13 protein-coding genes are annotated in these 15,495 nt (G+C 67.4%); 9 read left to right on the top strand and 4 right to left on the bottom strand.

All coding sequences use genetic code 11. The features are described 5' to 3' along the window. Positions 1–47: 47 nt before the first annotated feature. Both ACYSM9_RS15090 and ACYSM9_RS15085 read right to left on the bottom strand, forming a co-directional pair. Positions 48–1,415 (bottom strand): MFS transporter, encoded by a 1,368-nt coding sequence (locus ACYSM9_RS15090; protein ID WP_461857764.1) that lies wholly within the window; start codon positions 1,413–1,415, stop codon positions 48–50. A 316-nt stretch (positions 1,416–1,731) separates the two neighbouring features. Continuing rightward, positions 1,732–1,935, bottom strand: coding sequence for a hypothetical protein (locus ACYSM9_RS15085; protein WP_461857763.1), 204 nt, complete (start codon positions 1,933–1,935; stop codon positions 1,732–1,734). Between the two features lie 304 nt (positions 1,936–2,239). Between ACYSM9_RS15085 and ACYSM9_RS15080 the strand changes: the two genes are divergently transcribed. Beyond that, positions 2,240–3,583, top strand: coding sequence for a glycosyltransferase family 87 protein (locus tag ACYSM9_RS15080; RefSeq protein WP_461857762.1), 1,344 nt, complete (start codon positions 2,240–2,242; stop codon positions 3,581–3,583). Between the two features lie 28 nt (positions 3,584–3,611). Continuing rightward, complete coding sequence (locus ACYSM9_RS15075; RefSeq protein WP_461857761.1) at positions 3,612–4,868, top strand: glycosyltransferase 87 family protein; 1,257 nt, start codon at positions 3,612–3,614, stop codon at positions 4,866–4,868. Here ACYSM9_RS15075 and mptB read toward each other — a convergent pair. Further along, positions 4,865–6,484, bottom strand: coding sequence for a polyprenol phosphomannose-dependent alpha 1,6 mannosyltransferase MptB (gene mptB / locus ACYSM9_RS15070; RefSeq protein WP_461857760.1), 1,620 nt, complete (start codon positions 6,482–6,484; stop codon positions 4,865–4,867). The genes ACYSM9_RS15075 and mptB overlap by 4 nt on opposite strands. A 277-nt stretch (positions 6,485–6,761) precedes the next feature. On the opposite strand from mptB, the gene ACYSM9_RS15065 reads away from it, so the two are divergent. Further along, a complete protein-coding gene (locus ACYSM9_RS15065) occupies positions 6,762–8,258 on the top strand; it encodes a SulP family inorganic anion transporter (RefSeq protein WP_461857759.1) in 1,497 nt (498 codons plus the stop codon). A 64-nt stretch (positions 8,259–8,322) separates the two neighbouring features. On the opposite strand, the gene ACYSM9_RS15060 is transcribed toward ACYSM9_RS15065, so the two are convergent. Next, positions 8,323–9,066, bottom strand: a complete 744-nt coding sequence (locus ACYSM9_RS15060) for a FadR/GntR family transcriptional regulator (protein ID WP_461857758.1) — start codon at positions 9,064–9,066, stop codon at positions 8,323–8,325. A 217-nt stretch (positions 9,067–9,283) separates the two neighbouring features. Here ACYSM9_RS15060 and ACYSM9_RS15055 point away from each other — a divergent pair, with 217 nt between their 5' ends. From ACYSM9_RS15055 to ACYSM9_RS15030, 6 genes are all read left to right on the top strand, one after another. Then, a complete protein-coding gene (locus tag ACYSM9_RS15055; protein WP_461857757.1) occupies positions 9,284–10,648 on the top strand; it encodes an MFS transporter in 1,365 nt (454 codons plus the stop codon). Between the two features lie 144 nt (positions 10,649–10,792). After that, complete coding sequence (locus ACYSM9_RS15050) at positions 10,793–12,535, top strand: dihydroxyacetone kinase family protein (RefSeq protein ID WP_461857756.1); 1,743 nt, start codon at positions 10,793–10,795, stop codon at positions 12,533–12,535. Further along, positions 12,532–13,002, top strand: coding sequence for a ribose-5-phosphate isomerase (locus ACYSM9_RS15045; protein WP_142029632.1), 471 nt, complete (start codon positions 12,532–12,534; stop codon positions 13,000–13,002). The genes ACYSM9_RS15050 and ACYSM9_RS15045 overlap by 4 nt, the downstream gene beginning before the upstream one ends. Then, positions 12,986–13,804, top strand: a complete 819-nt coding sequence (locus ACYSM9_RS15040) for a triose-phosphate isomerase family protein (protein WP_461857755.1) — start codon at positions 12,986–12,988, stop codon at positions 13,802–13,804. Before ACYSM9_RS15045 ends, ACYSM9_RS15040 begins: the two co-directional genes overlap by 17 nt. Then, the gene (locus ACYSM9_RS15035; RefSeq protein ID WP_461857754.1) at positions 13,801–14,601 is read left to right on the top strand and encodes a sugar phosphate isomerase/epimerase family protein; all 801 of its coding nucleotides are present in this window, start codon (positions 13,801–13,803) and stop codon (positions 14,599–14,601) included. The genes ACYSM9_RS15040 and ACYSM9_RS15035 overlap by 4 nt, the downstream gene beginning before the upstream one ends. A 1-nt stretch (position 14,602) precedes the next feature. Next, entirely contained in the window at positions 14,603–15,463 is an 861-nt protein-coding gene (locus tag ACYSM9_RS15030) for a phosphogluconate dehydrogenase C-terminal domain-containing protein (RefSeq protein WP_461857753.1), read from the top strand. Positions 15,464–15,495 lie beyond the last annotated feature (32 nt).

The following is a 15,495-nucleotide window of genomic DNA, read 5'->3' as shown; positions in this document are numbered from 1 at the left end:
GGAGGGGACAGGCTGCTGTCCCCTCCTGCTGCGCTGTCCGGCCTGCGCTACACGCCGGTCCCGGTCTTCCTGGCCTCGAGGTCCTCCAGCGACTTCCCCCTGGTGTCGGCCGACATCAGGGTGGCCACGGCGGAGACGAGGCAGATGCCGAGGGTAACCAGCCCGATGGTGAGCGGCACGTTGGCGGAGCCCGGAGGGGCGATCGCGGTGAAGATGCTCGGGAAGAACGAGGCGATCATGAGCCCGATGTTCTGTGACACCGCGAAGCCGGTCACGCGGATCCGCATGGGGAACTGCTCCTGGAAGAAGGTGGCGAACGTGGCATTCCACATTTGGAAGAAGATGCCCTGCACAACCACGACGCAGACGAACACCAGCGGCAGGCTGCCCTGCTCGATGGCCCACAGGTACCCGGTCACCAGCAGGCCGCCCACCACGCCGCCGGCCGCCATGAGCGTGCGCCGGCCGATGCGGTCCGACAGTGCGCCAAACAGCGGGATGGTCACGACCGCCGCGATGTTGGCCACCAGGGTCACCCACAGGAACTCGCTGCTGGAGAAGCCGTTGCCGTAGCCCTTCTGGGTGGCGTAGGAGACGCCGAAGACCAGGGTGGCCATGCCGATGACGTTGGTGAAGGTCATGAGGATGCAGCGGACCAGGACTCCGGGCCGGCTGCGCAGGAGTTCCACGAGCGGAAAGCGGCGCGCGGTTTCGGCAGCTCCCGACTTCGCCACATAGGCGGGCGGCTCCTGCACGCGGCGGCGGATGAAGTACCCGGCCAGGATCACGACGGCGCTCAGCAGGAACGGGATGCGCCAGCCCCAGGCCCCGAACTGCTCGGAGGGCAGGAGTGCGGCGAGCGGGAGCAGCACGGCGGTGGCCAGGATGGAGCCCACCTGGGTGCCCTGCAGGCTGAAGCTCGCGAAGAAGCCGCGCCTGGCATCGGGAGAGTGTTCGACGATCATGGCACTGGCGCCGCCGAGCTCGCCGGCCACAGCGAAGCCCTGGATCAGGCGGAGGAGCACCAGAAGCGAGGGGGCCAGCAGGCCAACCTGGCCGTACGTGGGCAGCAGCCCCACGGCGAAGGTTGCAAAGCCCATGAGCAGCATCGCGAACACGAGCACCTTCTTGCGCCCGTGCCGGTCGCCATAGGCACCAAGGACCACTGCGCCAACGGGCCGGGAAACATAGCCGACGGCGTAGGTCGCCAACGAGGCGATGATGCCGACCGTGGGGTTCTCGGACGGGAAGAAGATCGTGGGGAAGATCAGGGTGGCAGCCAGCGAGTACAGAGCGAAGTCGTAGTACTCAAGGGCGCTGCCGATCCAGCCGCTCATGGCTGCTTTCTTCGGATCCCGCGGACCGCTCCCGGCTTCCTGCAGGGGATGGACGACGCGGGTTTGGGTGGTGCTCATGATGCTTGTCCTTCGTCTTCATTGGCAAGGAACCGGAACCGCTGGAGCCAGCAGACGTTCGTGGCGGTGTCTGCGCCCGGATGCCCGGAGGACGAGGTTCCCGAAGGACCGGAGCAACAGATCTTGAATCGATTCACTAAATATAGAAGGTGATGTGCATTACGTCAATGGCAAGCGCTATCCCAACCGCCCGCGAACCCTCCGCGGCAATACGAAAAAGCGCCTGCCACCCTCTCAGATCAAGGGCGGCAGGCGCTGGGGTTCGATGCGGACGGGAAAGGAAACTCCTCCGGCGGCAGTGCCGGAGGAGAACGCCCTACCAGGCCTGGTGTTCGCGGGTGAGGCCGAAGGGCACGGCGTCGCTGAGGTCCACTGTGAAGTGGTTGGCGCCATGGCGGGTCACCAGGATTCCGTGGCGCTTGCCGGTCAGGGCATGGGCCTTTGCGGCGGAGACGGCGGCGTCGAGCTCGCTGTCCATGCTCTGGCGGTCGGACACGGTCAGGCTGAGGGGGAAGTTCATGGGTCTTGCCTTGTTTCTGTCAGGGGATATGTGGGCAGGTCGCCGCCACGCGCTCCCCCTGGCTGCTTAGGCGGTGAGGCATCTTAGTGCCTCGGATCATGGTGCCTGAACAATTAACTGCCAGCAACTTTAGATAAAACGCGCAGGTCAGCGGCCTGCGGTGGCACTTTGTCCTGACAATTACTTGCGGGAAGGCGCCGTCAATTAGAGTTGAAGTGGAGTGGAAGCCAATATTTTAGGCTTCCCATGACCCCAAAACCCGCTTCGCGGCATGACCCGAGCCACTATTGCGCGACCGCTGACTGTGCAACGACCTGACAAGGATTCCGCCATTTCCACCGACGCTTTCTTCGGCAATCTGACCCGGATCCGCAACGTCATCATCCCCGCGAAACTCCGCGCCGGCATGAATACCGGCCGCGGCCTGCTGGCCGGCTTCATCGTGGTGCACCTGGTTTTCCTGGTCTTCGCAGCCTCGCTCTCGCTGCGCGGCGAAGCGTTCAGCGACACCTTCATCTACCGCGAGTGGGCGGTGGCCGGCTTCAACGACGCGAACCTGACCGGCGGCCCCAGCCCCTGGGTCTACCCCATCCTGGCACTCATCCCCATGGCCATCGCCGGCATGGCCGGACCGGGACCGTTCTTCTTCCTCTGGGTCCTCATGACCACCCTGCTCAACGGCTGGGCGCTCCTGAAGCTCACGGAACGCGGCCGGAACGCCAACGCCATCCCCGCCGGCTGGTGGTGGCTGGCCTTCACCTTCCTCATGGGCTGGCTGGGATTCGCCCGCGTTGACGGCCTGACCGCCCCGCTGGTCCTGGTGGCCCTGGCCTACGGTGTGGGACGCCCTTTCATCGCCTCGGTCCTGCTGGCCATCGGCACCTGGGTGAAGGTCTGGCCGGCGGCCATCATGCTGGCCCTCTTCGCCGTCGTGAAGAACCGCCTGCAGGTGGTGCTGGCAGGCATTGCGACGACGGCCGTCGTCGTTGCGCTGGCAGCCGCGGTGGGCAGCGTTCCCAGGCTGCTGGACTTCCTCACCCAGCAGGGCGGCCGCGGCATGCAGCTCGAGGCCACCTTCACTACCCCCTGGCTCTGGCTCTCTGTCCTGAACGTGGGCGGCTCCCGCATGTACATGAACACGGACATCAACTCCATGCAGGTGGACGGGCCCGGCACCGCCACCATGTCCGTGCTGATGCAGCCGCTGCTGGTCCTGGCCGCCGTGTTGGTGGCCGGATTGACCTTCTGGGCGCTGCACAACGGCAAGCAGCACAAAGTGGCCGGCGGCGTGGACCGCGCGGAACTGCTCCTGGCCGGCGCCCTGACCCTGGCCACCGCATTCGTGGTGTTCAACAAGGTGGGCTCGCCGCAGTTCATGGTGTGGCTGGGCCCGGCAGTCGCCGTGGGCCTGGCACACAGCTGGCGTGAATGGCGGGTTCCGGCCGCGATGCTGATCGCCATCGCAGTGGCCACATACTTCATCTACCCGCTCTTCTACGACGCCCTCAGCCACAACAACCCGTGGATGGCGCTGGTGCTGACCATCCGCAACGTCCTGCTGGTGGTGCTGTTCCTGTGGAGCGTCCGGCGGCTGTACTCCCTCGGCAAGAAGACCGCCGCACCCGCCCCCGCGCTCAAGGAGTCCTGAGATTTCCACGAGGTTCTTTGACCGCCTGGTGACGGTCCGCACCAAACTGCTCCCGGCAAAAGCGGTGGACTGGTTCGCCCGCCCCTCCAGCGTGTGGTGGGGCTTCGCCGTCGTCCATCTGTACTTCCTGGGCTGGATGGCGTCCTTCTTCCTGAACGGTGACACCTTCAGCGACACCGAGCAGTACCGGCAGTGGGCCATGGCCGGCTACAACCCGGCGGACCTGACCGGCAAGATCAGCCCCTGGGTCTACCCGGTCCTGGCGCAGATCCCCATCTTCCTCGCGAACATCGCCGGGCCCGGCCCCTACCTGCTGGTGTGGTTCCTGATCATTACGGCGCTCAACGCCGTCGGCCTGCTCTACCTGACGCGCGGCCCGCGGAAAGTGACCGGTATCGCCCCGGCCTGGTGGTGGCTGTTCTTCACCGTCTTCATGGGCTACCTCAGCTTCGCCCGCGTGGAGGGCATCACCGCACCCATCGTGCTGATCGCCCTGCTGTACGCCGCCGAGCGGCCCGTCGTGGCCGGAACCCTGCTCAGCATCGCCACCTGGATCAAGGTCTGGCCCGCCGCCGTCCTGGTACCCATCGTCATCGCCAGCCACAAGCGGGTCCAGGTGCTGCTCGCCGGTGCCGCCGTCACCGCCGTCGTGGTCCTGGGGACCTGGCTGACCGGCGGCCTGCCGCACATCATGGACTTCCTGCTGAACCAGGGCGAGCGCGGCATGCAGCTCGAGGCCACCTTCTCCACGCCCTGGGTGTGGCTGAGCGTGTTCCACATCGCCGGCTCGAAGATGGCGGACAACACGGCCATCAACTCCACCGAGGTGTACGGTCCCGGAGCCAGTACTGCAGCGTTCCTGATGCAGCCGCTGCTGGTCCTCGCCGCCATCACCGCCGCCATCCTGCTGGTGCGCGCCATGCGCCGCGGCGCCGAGCGGGAGGAACTGTTCCTCGAGGGCTCGCTTATGATGGTCACCGCGTTCATCGTGTTCAACAAGGTGGGCTCGCCGCAGTTCATCATCTGGCTGGCGCCGGTGATCATCGCCGGCCTGACGCACGACTGGGAGCGCTGGAAGGTCCCCGCGGCCCTGCTGATGGGCATCGCAATGACCACCTTCGTGATCTACCCGCTGTTCTACACCCCGCTCATCCACGCCCACCCGGTCATGGCCGCCATCCTCACCACCCGCAACGTCCTGCTGGTGGTGCTGCTGTGGTGGTCGGTGAAGCGGACGGCGGAACTCGGCCGGAAGTCTCCGGCGCGGGTGGCAGCGGGAGCCTAGCGGCTTTCGGAACGGTCGACGGCGGCCCGCGCCGACTCAGCGCGGCGCGCCGCGGCGTAGTCCACCGCCCAACGCCAGCCCCGGCGGGCCAAGTCCAGCGGCTTGCCTTCCATGAGCAGCTTGCGGGTGTGCACGTCCAGGACCAGCAGGTAGAACGTGAAGGCCAGCGCGGTGAAGAACGCCAGCGACGAGGCGTCCACCGGCAGCTCCACGAAAGACCAGACCGAGAGCTGGTCCTGGGCGCCGAACACCACGAAGAACGTCACGCCCACGTACAGCGACCGGATCTGCCAGTCGTCCCGGATACCCGTCACGGCCAGGAACGGCAGGAACCACAGGATGTACCAGGGCTGGATGATGGGCGACAGCATCACGACGGCGGTGAACGCCAGGGCCATCCGGCGCACCACCCGGGGGTAGTCGCCGCGGAACATCAGCAGCAGCACCAGCCCGATGGCCGTCCACTTCATGCCGGTCCGCAGCCACGTGGCAAGCGTCCCGCCGGGCAGCCCCAGCGCATTGGCCAGGACCTCCACCTGCTGGCCCAGGAAACCGGACGGCGAGTAGCCCGTGTAGCCGGGGGTGGGGTCCATGATCGCCCAGGTCCAGCCCATGCCCAGGTTGTACGGCACGCCGCTGAGCGCCAGCACGCCCAGGCTGATGCCCGCCGTCGCCCCCCACGTCAGGAAGCGGCGCAGCCACGAGGCGGACGGTCCTGCCCACATGAGGCCGATGAACGGCAGCAGGAGCACGGTGATGGGCTTGATGCCGATGGACGCCGTTACCAGGAGGATGCCCAGCAGGTGGCGGCGGGTGGCTGCCGCGTAGACGCCGGCGACGGCGAGCCCGACCATGAGGGCGTCGTTGTGCGCGCTGGCGATGAAGCTGATCAGGAACAGCGGGTTGGCCACGGAGACCCAGAGTGCCCGCGCGCCGTTGATGCCGTGGAGTTCGGCGAGCCTGGGGATGAAAATGACGCACAGCAGGACGCCGATGCCGGCCAGCAGGCGGAACAGCAGGACGGAGGCGTCGGGCTGGGCGCCGGTGATGCCGACGACGGCGCGCGCCAGCCAGAGGAAGTAGGGTCCGTAGGGGGTCCTGGCCTCGGCCCACGCCGGGTCGGCGCCCAGCGAGAACCAGTTGCTGAGGGTGGAGATGCCCGCCTGGTAGGGGTTCTGGCCTTCCATCACCAGCCGGCCCTGGCCCGTGTAGGCATAGACGTCGCGGGAGAAGACCGGGACGCAGAACATCAGCGGCAGCGACCATGCGGACACGGCAATCACCACGGCGCGCAGCGCGGACGCCCCCCAATCGGCCAGGCGCTGCCCCAGCCGCAGCCAGGAACGGATCAGGAGCATGGCACCTGCGGTGAGGAGGACCGTGGAGACGGCCACGCCCCACCCCTCGGTGCGGAGCGCGATCACCACGGGCTGGCGGATCATGGGCGAGCCGTTGGCGATCCAGCCGGTCCCGATGGAGCCGACGAATATCATGAGGGAACCGATGAAGCCTTCGATGACGGCCACGTAGGCGCGGCGTTTCGGGCTCGCGGAGCCTGCAGCCGGCGTGCCGGCCTGGCTCTCCGAAGTCCCGAGGTGTGACCCGCCTGCCGTCATGATTTGTCTGGTCCCCTGCCTTGATACGGCGCTGGCCAGGCCAGCAACCGGCCGCCCTGCGCAACCCGGCCATTTTATCAGCCGGCTTTACCGCCGCCCGGGGCCCCAGCCGCACCGGACGTCACGTCAAGGTAGTCTTGCATACGCAGCCGGGTGTTACCGGCACCCTCTCTTCCGCCCCCCCCTTTTTCGTGACGGGGCTGGACCCGTGCGCACCGTGGCGCGCGTAACCTTGCCCACCCGCTCTCCAGGAGAGCCCAGTCACCGGAGCCGCTCCATGGCCGTCGCCGACCCCCGCCTGACCCGGCAACCGATCACCGTCCGCACGGCGCTGCGCTCTCCCCGGCAGCTGTCCCGGGAGGTCCTTGCGGGCATGGTCACCACCCTGGCCCTGGTGCCGGAAGTGATTTCGTTCTCCATCGTCGCCGGCGTCGATCCGATGGTGAGCCTTGTATCCTCCATCGTGCTGACGCTGGCAATGTCGTTCCTGGGCGGACGGCCGGGTGTGGTGACTGCGGCGGCCGGCTCCGTGGCCCTGGTCATCGCCCCGCTGGTTCATGCCCACGGTGTGCAGTACGTCCTTCCGGCGGTGCTCCTGGCCGGCGTCATCCAGGTGGTCTTCGGACTGGCCGGCCTGGCCCGCCTGATGCGCTTCATCCCCCGGTCGGTGATGATCGGGTTCGTCAACGCCCTCGGCGTGCTGATCTTCATGGCCCAGGTTCCCCATGTCCTCAATGTCCCCTGGCTCGCCTACGCCCTGTTCGCCCTGACCTTCGCCATCATCTTCATCCTGCCGCGCTTCACCAAGGCAGTGCCGTCGCCCCTGGTGGCCATCGTCGCCGTCACGGCCATAGTGATCATCGCGGGCCTCAACGTCCCGGACGTGCTGGACGAAGGACCACTCACCGGTACGATGCCCGGGATCACCCCGTTCCTTTTCCCGGCCACCCTGGAGACCTTCCAGCTGGTCCTGCCGACTGCCTTGAGCGTGGCGTTTGTCGGCCTCATGGAAACCCTGCTCACGGCGAAACTCGTCGATGACATCACCGGGACGCCTTCGCACAAGGGGCGCGAGTCCTGGGCCCTGGGCGTTTCGAACATCCTCGCCGGGTTCTACGGCGGCATCGCGGGATGTGCCATGATCGGCCAGACCGTCCTGAACGTGAAGACCGGCCAGGCCCGCACGCGCATTTCGACGTTCGTGGCCGGGGTGTTCCTGCTGGCCCTGGTGACGGGGCTCAGTTCGATCATGGGCCAGATCCCCATGGTTGCCCTGGCAGCGGTGATGATGGTGGTCGCCGTCACCACCGTCGACTGGCACAGCGTGAAGCCGTCCACCCTGAAGCGGATGCCCGTTCCGGAGACGCTGGTCATGGTTGTCACGGTCGCCGTCGTGGTCCTGACCGGGAACCTGGCGTACGGCGTGCTGGTGGGCGTGGTCCTGGCCATGGTGCTGTTCGCCCGGCGGGTGGCCCACGTCATCAGCGTCGAGCGCACCCTGTCAGGCGATGGCGGCAGCGTCCGCTACCAAGTGGTGGGGCCGCTGTTCTTCGGGAGCAGCAACGACCTCGTAGAGCACTTCGCGTACGCCGACGATCCGGCATCCGTGACCATCGACCTCACCCGCGCCCAGATCTGGGACGCATCCACCGTTGCCGCCCTCGATTCCATCGAAACGAAATACGGGCAGCACGGAGTGACGGTGGTCATCGTTGGCCTCGACGAACGCAGTGCCGGGTTCCACCGCCGGCTGAGCGGGCATTTGGGGGCTTGAGGGAGGCGAATCCCTGCCTGCGCCCGCACGGGTCAGGCCCGGTTCACCAAGGCGCCGGCAAGGACTACTGGGCTGCGTCGAACCCGGCCAGCAGGCGCCGGGACGCCGTTTGCATGTGCGAGTGCATCGTGCCGGTGACGGCGGCAGCGTCCCGGGCGGCCAGGGCCTCATAAATTTTCGTGTGCTCCTTCAGGGCAGCAGCCGCGTGCCCTTCGTCCGTGAGCGCGCGGTCCACCCAGATCCGCAGGAGCGACCGGATGCTCTGCAGGAGTTCCTGGAGGACCTGGTTCCCCGACGCCGCGGCAATCTCGCGGTGGAAAGACGCGTCGGCCTCCACGAAGGCCGCGAGGTCATCCAGGCTGCGCTCCATGGTGTCCAGGTTGGCCCGCATCCGCGCCAGCGCCTCATCGGTGATGCGCCCGGCGGCAAGTTGCGCGGCCTGCACCTCCAGCCCGCTGCGCAGTTCGACCAGTTCACGCGTCCGGGGTGCCCCCAGCATCATGCCCCAACTGAGGGTCCGGGGCAGCAGTTCGGAGACGCCGTCGCGAAGGTATGTGCCGGACCCGGGCCGGACAACCACAACGCCAAGAATCTCCAGGGCGGCGAGCGCCTCGCGCACGGCAGACCGGCCGACACCCAGCGAAGCGGCAAGCTGGCGTTCCGCCGGAAGCCTGGTTCCGGGGGCGATGTCACCGCTGGTGAAGAAGGCAAGCAGCCGCTCCGCCACTTCCGACACCACGGAACCCTGCCCCACGGAACCGAGCGCAGCGCTGATCTTGGCGGTCGAGGCGGCGGAATCTACGGACATCCCACAAGCGTAACAACTGGTTGACCACGTCCCGCGCCCATCGCGGCATCGCCAGCCAGCGTCAGTAAGAAGTCAACCGGTTGACCAATTCCGATTTCGGTCCTATGGTGGAACTCACAGCTTCACCGTGCGCAGGACCCCAAAGCCGCGCGCCTATGAGACAGCCCAGCGCCTCCAGTGACGGATGCGGCCGGGACACCAACATCTAGGAGTCAATGTGGACACCACACAATCGGTGGTCGAAAAATCCGCAATCAGGAAGGTGGCGATCCGGCTCGTTCCGTTCGTTGCCCTGATGTTCTTCATCAACTACCTCGACCGCACCGCCATCTCCTTTGCCGGCCCCAACGGCATGAACAAGGACCTGGCACTGAACGCCGCCCAGTTCGGCTTCGCGTCCGGCGTCTTCTTCATCGGCTACATCCTGCTCGAGGTCCCCTCCAACCTGGCCCTGCACAAGTTCGGCGCCCGCCGCTGGCTGGCCCGCATCATGGTCAGCTGGGGCATCGTCTCCCTGCTGTTCACGTGGGTGGCCAACGTTGAGCAGCTGTACATCCTGCGCTTCATCCTGGGCGTGGCCGAAGCCGGCTTCTTCCCCGGCGCCATCCTCTTCCTGAGCCTCTGGGTCCCTGCGCGCCACCGCAGCAAGATCCTGGCCCTGTTCTACCTGGCCCAGCCGCTGACCACCGTGATCGGCGCCCCGCTGGCGGGCATCCTGATCCAGCAGCACGGCCTCTTCGGGCTCGAAGGCTGGCGCGTCATGTTCCTCGGCGTTGCCATTCCCGCCATCGTCATTGGCGTCATCTCGTGGTTCTACCTCGCCGACAACCCTGCGAAGGCCAAGTGGCTCACCGCCGAGGAAAAGACCTGGCTGACCGGCGCCCTGGAGAAGGAAAAGAACGAAACCACCGCGGGCAACAAGCACGTCAGCGTCCGCACCGTCTTCGGCAACGGCCGCGTCTGGATGCTCTCCCTCATCTACTTCGGCTTCATCTACGGCCTGTACGCACTCGGCTTCTTCCTGCCGACCATCATCTCCGGCTTCGAAGGCATCTACGGCACCAAGTTCGACGTCTTCCAGAAGGGCCTGATCACCGCCATCCCGTACCTGCCGGCCGCCGTCGCCCTGTACTTCTGGTCCAAGGACGCCACCAAGCGCGGCGTGAGAACCTGGCACATCGCCGTCCCCGCCCTCGTGGGCGGCCTGAGCATCCCGCTCGCCCTGTTCGCCGGCTCCCCCGCAGCCACCATCGCCGTCATCACCATCACGGCCATGGCCATATTCGCGGCCCTGCCCAACTTCTGGACCGTCCCCACCCAGTTCCTGACCGGCGCGGCCGCCGCAGCCGGCATCGCCCTGATCAACACGGTGGGCAACCTGGCAGGCTTCAGCGCCGGCTACATCACCGGCTGGCTCAAGGACTGGACCGGCGACTACACAGTGCCGATGTTCGTGGTGGGTGGCTTCATGCTCCTGTCCGCCGTCCTGATGGTTACCCTGAGCCGCTCCGGCCGCGTCACCGCCGGCGTCCGCGCCGAGGCCCTGGACCCCGCGGGCGCCGGACAGCACGCCGAGCCGTAGGACCGCAAGCACGCCGAACTGACTCGCAGTTGTTGTCGTTTTGGACGGCCACAACGACAACAACTGCCAGTCAGTTGGGTAAGCACCACCCCACGCCCCAAAAGACCGCACATACATCCCCCGTTAGGCCCAGGAGCTTTTCCCATGACCCGCCTGTTCAATGAGCCCGCAGCCTTTGCTGACGAGATGATCGAAGGCTTCGCCGCCTCCCACGGACGCTGGGTGAAGCGCGTGTCCGGCGGCGTTGTCCGCAGCACCAGGAGCACCCCGGATACGGTGGCGCTGGTGATCGGCGGCGGCTCCGGCCACTACCCGGCCTTCGCCGGTCTGGTGGGCCAGGGCCTGGCGCACGGTGCTGCCATGGGCAACCTCTTCGCGTCGCCGTCGGCCCAGCAGGTCTACAACGTGGCCAAGGCCGCCAACAACAGCGCCGGCGTGCTCCTGGGCTACGGCAACTACGCCGGCGACGTCCTGCACTTCACCCAGGCCCAGGAAAAGCTCCGCCGCGAAGGCATCGACTGCCGCAGCATCGCCGTCACCGACGACGTCTCCTCCGCGCCGATCGAGGAACACACCAAGCGCCGCGGCATCGCCGGGGACCTCACCGTTTTCAAGGTCGCCGCGGCGGCTGCCGAGGCCGGCTATTCCATGGACCAGGTGGTGGAGATTGCCAAACGCGCCAACCACCGCACCCGCTCCTTCGGCGTCGCCTTCAGCGGCTGCACCCTCCCCGGCGCAGAGACCCCGTTGTTCTCCGTCCCGCAGGGCCGCATGGCCGTGGGCATGGGCATCCACGGCGAGCCCGGCATCGACGAGACCGACATTCCGACGGCGGACGGGCTCGCCGAGCTGCTCGTGGGCAAGCTCCTCACCGAGGTGCCCGAGGGCACCGACGCAAACGGCGCCCGCGTGGTCCCCATCCTCAACGGCCTGGGCAGCGTCAAGTACGAGGAGCTGTTCGTGGTCTACCGACGCGTGGCGCAGCTGCTCGCCGAGGCCGGCCTGCAGGCGGTGGACCCGCAGGTGGGCGAGCTGGTCACCAGCTTCGACATGGCCGGCACCTCACTGACCCTGTTCTGGCTCGACGACGAACTCGAAACCCTCTGGAACGCACCCGCCGATGCCCCGGCTTTCCGCCGCGGCGCCGTCACCGCCGAGCCCCTGGAGGAGACGGCAGGCGAGGCGGCCGACGTCGAACTTTCCATTCCCGACGCGACTCCCGCGTCACGTGCCGGCGCCGTCCGTGTCCTCGCAGCGCTCGGTGCGGCCAAGGATGTGGTGGACGCCAACGCCGCCGAACTGGGCCGGATCGACGCGATTGCCGGCGACGGCGACCACGGCATCGGCATGGAGCGCGGCGTCCGCGCCGCGGTGGAAGCCGCGGCAGACGCCGTCGCCCGCGGCGCCGGCGCTGCCACCACCTTGTATTTCGCCGCCGACGCCTGGGCTGACAAGGCAGGCGGCACGTCCGGCGCGCTGTGGGGCATGGCCCTGCGCGCCGTCGGCGACGCCGTGGGAGACAGCAACGCGCCCGACGCCGGTGCTGTCGCCACCGGAGTTGCCGGCGCCGCCGCCGAGATCATGGACTTCGGCAAGGCCAGGGTGGGCGACAAGACGCTGGTGGACGTGCTCGTCCCGTTCCGCGACGCCCTCACCGCCGGCGTTGACGCCGGCAAGTCCCTCGCCGCGGCGTGGGACGCCGCCGCCACCGCAGCCCAACGGGCCGCTGAAGAGACCGCCAACCTGCTGCCCCTCATGGGCCGCGCCCGCCCGCACGCCGAGAAGAGCCTGGGCACCCCGGACGCCGGCGCCGTGTCCATGGCCCTGGTGGTCCGGGCCATCCACAACACCCTCAGCCAGAACACCCCCATCAAGGAGAACGCATGAGCACCAAGCTGCGCCTGGTCATTGGAGCCGACGACGCCGGTTTCGACTACAAGGAAGCCCTCAAGGCCGACCTGGAAGCCTCCGAACTGGTCGAGTCCGTCACCGACGTCGGGGTTGACGCGACCAGCCACACCCCCTACCCGTCCGTGGCCATCGCCGCCGCGGAACTCATCGCCGCCGGGAAGGCCGACCGCGCCCTGCTGGTCTGCGGCACCGGGCTCGGCGTTGCGATCGCGGCGAACAAGGTCCCGGGCGTGCGCGCCGTCACCGCCCACGATTCCTTCTCCGTGGAGCGTGCCATCCTCTCCAACAACGCCCAGGTCCTCACCTTCGGCCAACGCGTCGTCGGCCTGGAACTCGCCCGCCGCCTGGCCAGGGAATGGCTCACCTACACCTTCGACGAAACCTCCGCCTCGGCAGAGAAAGTCTCCCTGATTAAGGACTACGAGGGTGTCACTTCCTGCTAATCCCGCCGCCAGCGCCCGCCCCAGGGCCGTCATCGGCGTCAGCCTGAAGATGTACTTCGGCTACTCCCGCTCGGTGGACTACGCCCGCGACGTCGCCGCCATCGCATTCGCCCACCCCGCGGTGCAGAACGGCGACATCGAACTGTTCGTCCTGCCCGTCCTGCCGGCCCTGCCCGAGGCCGCTCGGATCCTCGGGCCGGCCGGTGCTGCCAGTGGGGCCCAGGACATTTTCTGGGAGGACGAAGGCGCGTTCACCGGCGAAGTCGGCGGCAAAACCATCGCCGAACTCGGCGGCCGCTACGCCGAAGTGGGACACGCGGAACGCCGCCGGATCTTCGGCGAGGATGACCGGGTCATCGGGCTGAAGACCGCCGCCGCCTACCGGAACGGGCTCACGCCCGTCCTGTGCGTCGGCGAACTCCAGCAGGGGTCCGTCGAGGAAGCCGTCGCGCGGTGCACCGCGGAAATCGACGGCGTCCTCAACCGTGCGCAGTCGCTGGCGCCCGCCGGCCGGACCATCGTCGCGTACGAGCCGCAGTGGGCCATCGGTGCTCCTGAACCCGCTTCGCCTGAGTACATCAGCGCCGTCATCACCGGCCTGGACGCACACCTGCGCAGCCTGCCCGGCCAGGAGGACAGCCGGGTGATCTACGGCGGCAGCGCCGGACCCGGCCTGATCACCCAGCTCGATCCCGCCGTCGCGGGCCTGTTCCTGGGACGCTTCGCCCACGACCCGCAAGCGCTGAAGACCATCCTCGACGAAACCGCGGCCCGGCTTGCGGCAGTGGGGGTGGCGGCATGACCAGCAGAATTGGGCTCAGCAGCTACGCGTTTTTCTGGCAGCTCTCGGACAAGGTCTCCCGGCCCCTCAGCATCCACGATGCCCTGGAACGGACGGCGGAACTGGGCGTCGACCTCTTCCAGGTCTGCGACTATGCACCCCTGGAGGACATGGACGACGCCGACCTTGCCGCCGTACGTGCCACAGCGGACTCCCTGGGGATCAGCCTTGAGCTGGGCACCAAGGGCATCCGCCCGGAACACCTGCGCAAGTTCCTGCACATCGCGGGAATCCTGGGCTCGCCGCTGCTGCGCACCATGTTCAACACCCCCGGCCACACCCCCGGCACGGAGGAAGCGGTGGCCATCTTCAAGGAGATGCTGCCGGAGTTCGAGGCCGCAGGGGTGAAGATCGCGGTGGAAACCTACGAGCAGGTTCCCACCTCCCGGGTCCTGGACGTGGTCCGCGGCGTCGACAGCCCGTACCTGGGGATCTGCAGCGACCCCGCCAACACCGTCGCGGCGCTGGAAATGCCGCGCGAGGTGATTGACGCCGTCGCGCCCTATGTCCTGAACATGCACATCAAGGACTTTGCCTTCAGCCGCAAGGACGGATGGGTGGGCTTCACCTACTCCGGCGCCCCGCTCGGCGAAGGCCTGCTCGACTACGGGTACATGGCCGACAAGATCCGGCCGCACGAAAGAAACATCAACCAGATCGTCGAACACTGGCTGCCCTGGCAGGACACCGAAGCGGAAACGATCCGCCTCGAGAACCAGTGGACCCGGCAAAGCATCGAATTCCTAAGGAGCAAGTGAAATGTCAGCAGAAACTTTGACCGTCGCCGTCATCGGAGCCGGGGGCAAGATGGGTATGCGGGTCTCCCGTAACCTCCAGAAGTCCGGCCACACCGTCTTCTACAGCGAGAACTCCCCCGCTGGCCAGGACCGCGTCAACGCCGAAGGCCGCGGCATCACCGCCACGGACGACGCCGTGAAGGACGCCGACGTGGTCATCCTCGCCGTCCCGGACACCGTCCTGGGCATCGTGTCCGAGGGCGTCGTCCCGCAGATGAAGGCGGGATCCATCCTGCTCACCCTGGACCCCGCCGCCGCCTACGCCGGCCTGCTGGCCAAGCGCGACGACGTCGTCCAGGCCGTTGCCCACCCCTGCCACCCGTCGGTGTTCCTGGAGCGCACCACCAAGGAAGAATGGGCCGACACCTTCGGCGGCGAAGGCGCACCCCAGAACGTGGTCGCCGCGATCGACGACGACGCCCCGGCCGCCACCCGCGACAACGCCGAAGCCGTGATCCGCACCATTTACGCGCCCGTCATCGACGTCCACTGGGTCACCGTCTACCAGCTCGCCGTACTCGAACCCACCCTCGTGGAAACCGTCGCCTGCATGATCGGCACCCTGCTCAACGAGGCCCTGCACGAGACCGTCCACACCGTGGGCGTTCCCGAGGCCGCCGCGAAGGCCATGCTGTTCGGCCACGTCCAGATCGCCCTGACGAACGCCCTGCGCGGCTCCAACCCGTTCTCGGAGGCCTGCGAAATCGCCATCCAGTACGGCAAGGACACCATCATCAAGGACGATTGGAAGAAGATCTTCGACGACTCCGAGCTCGACAACGTCATCGCCAAGATGCTCAAGCTGGAGGCAGTGAAGCGCTAACGCGTATCCCCTGCAAAGGCGGCTGCCGCACC

The organism is Arthrobacter sp. C152, assembly GCF_054890965.1.
Note: the sequence above shows the minus strand (reverse complement) of the source record. Positions and strands in the feature narration are given on the sequence as shown.

Excerpts from the sequence above, each read along its gene's own strand:
- ACYSM9_RS15060 (WP_461857758.1), bottom strand. The coding sequence starts at position 9,066 with ATGTCCGTAGATTCCGCCGCCTCGACCGCCAAGATCAGCGCTGCGCTC.
- ACYSM9_RS15085 (WP_461857763.1), bottom strand. The coding sequence starts at position 1,935 with ATGAACTTCCCCCTCAGCCTGACCGTGTCCGACCGCCAGAGCATGGAC.
- ACYSM9_RS15090 (WP_461857764.1), bottom strand. The coding sequence starts at position 1,415 with ATGAGCACCACCCAAACCCGCGTCGTCCATCCCCTGCAGGAAGCCGGG.
- ACYSM9_RS15030 (WP_461857753.1), top strand. The coding sequence starts at position 14,603 with ATGTCAGCAGAAACTTTGACCGTCGCCGTCATCGGAGCCGGGGGCAAG.
- ACYSM9_RS15065 (WP_461857759.1), top strand. The coding sequence starts at position 6,762 with ATGGCCGTCGCCGACCCCCGCCTGACCCGGCAACCGATCACCGTCCGC.
- mptB (WP_461857760.1), bottom strand. The coding sequence starts at position 6,484 with ATGACGGCAGGCGGGTCACACCTCGGGACTTCGGAGAGCCAGGCCGGC.
- ACYSM9_RS15035 (WP_461857754.1), top strand. The coding sequence starts at position 13,801 with ATGACCAGCAGAATTGGGCTCAGCAGCTACGCGTTTTTCTGGCAGCTC.
- ACYSM9_RS15050 (WP_461857756.1), top strand. The coding sequence starts at position 10,793 with ATGACCCGCCTGTTCAATGAGCCCGCAGCCTTTGCTGACGAGATGATC.
- ACYSM9_RS15045 (WP_142029632.1), top strand. The coding sequence starts at position 12,532 with ATGAGCACCAAGCTGCGCCTGGTCATTGGAGCCGACGACGCCGGTTTC.